Raw genomic sequence first — 1,125 nt, 5'->3', positions numbered from 1 at the left:
CACGCCAGCGCCAACGGTACGGCCGCCTTCGCGAATAGCGAAGCGCAGACCTTCTTCCATGGCGATAGGAGCGATCAGGGACACTTTCATCGAAATGTTGTCGCCTGGCAGAACCATTTCCTTGTCTTCTGGCAGCTCGATGGTGCCGGTCACGTCAGTCGTACGGAAGTAGAACTGAGGACGGTAGCCCTTGAAGAAAGGAGTGTGACGACCACCTTCTTCTTTGGACAGAATGTACACCTCGGCGTCGAAGTCCGTGTGTGGCTTGATCGAACCGGGCTTGGCCAGAACTTGACCACGTTCCACGTCTTCACGCTTGGTACCACGCAGCAGCAGACCGACGTTATCGCCAGCTTCGCCCTGGTCCAGCAGTTTGCGGAACATTTCAACGCCGGTACAAATGGTCTTGACCGTGTCTTTGATACCCACGATTTCGATTTCTTCGCCGACTTTGATGATACCGCGCTCAATACGACCGGTCACAACCGTACCACGGCCGGAGATCGAGAACACGTCTTCAACAGGCATCAAGAAGGTACCGTCAACGGCACGCTCAGGCGTAGGAATGTAGCTGTCCAGCGCTTCGGCCAGAGCCAGAACGGCTTGGCTGCCCAGTGGGCCTTCGTCGCCTTCCAGAGCCAGTTTGGCCGAACCCTTGATGATCGGGGTGTCGTCGCCAGGGAAGTCGTACTTGGACAACAGTTCGCGAACTTCCATTTCAACCAGTTCGATCAGCTCTTCGTCATCAACCATGTCGGCCTTGTTCAGGAACACGATGATGTAAGGAACGCCAACCTGACGGCTCAGCAGGATGTGCTCGCGAGTCTGGGGCATTGGGCCGTCAGCGGCCGAGCAAACCAAGATAGCGCCGTCCATCTGGGCAGCACCGGTAATCATGTTCTTGACGTAGTCAGCGTGGCCGGGGCAGTCAACGTGTGCGTAGTGACGGTTAGGCGTCTCGTACTCAACGTGCGAGGTGCTGATGGTGATACCACGTGCTTTTTCTTCAGGGGCGTTGTCGATCTGCGAGTAATCGCGTGCTTCGCCGCCGTATGCCTTGGACAGAACCGTGCAGATTGCAGCGGTCAGAGTGGTTTTACCGTGGTCAACGTGACCGATAGTACC

The 1,125-nt window shown here is 56.5% G+C and carries 1 protein-coding gene; it reads right to left on the bottom strand.

All coding sequences use genetic code 11. The features are described from left to right. The coding region (gene tuf / locus OSH04_RS19655) for an elongation factor Tu (protein ID WP_266109104.1) at positions 1–1,125 on the bottom strand (1,125 nt) is incomplete at both ends.

This window comes from Alcaligenes nematophilus, from assembly GCF_026344155.1.
GTDB classification, from domain to species: domain Bacteria; phylum Pseudomonadota; class Gammaproteobacteria; order Burkholderiales; family Burkholderiaceae_B; genus Alcaligenes; species Alcaligenes phenolicus.
This window is presented reverse-complemented; position numbering and strand designations above follow the sequence as displayed.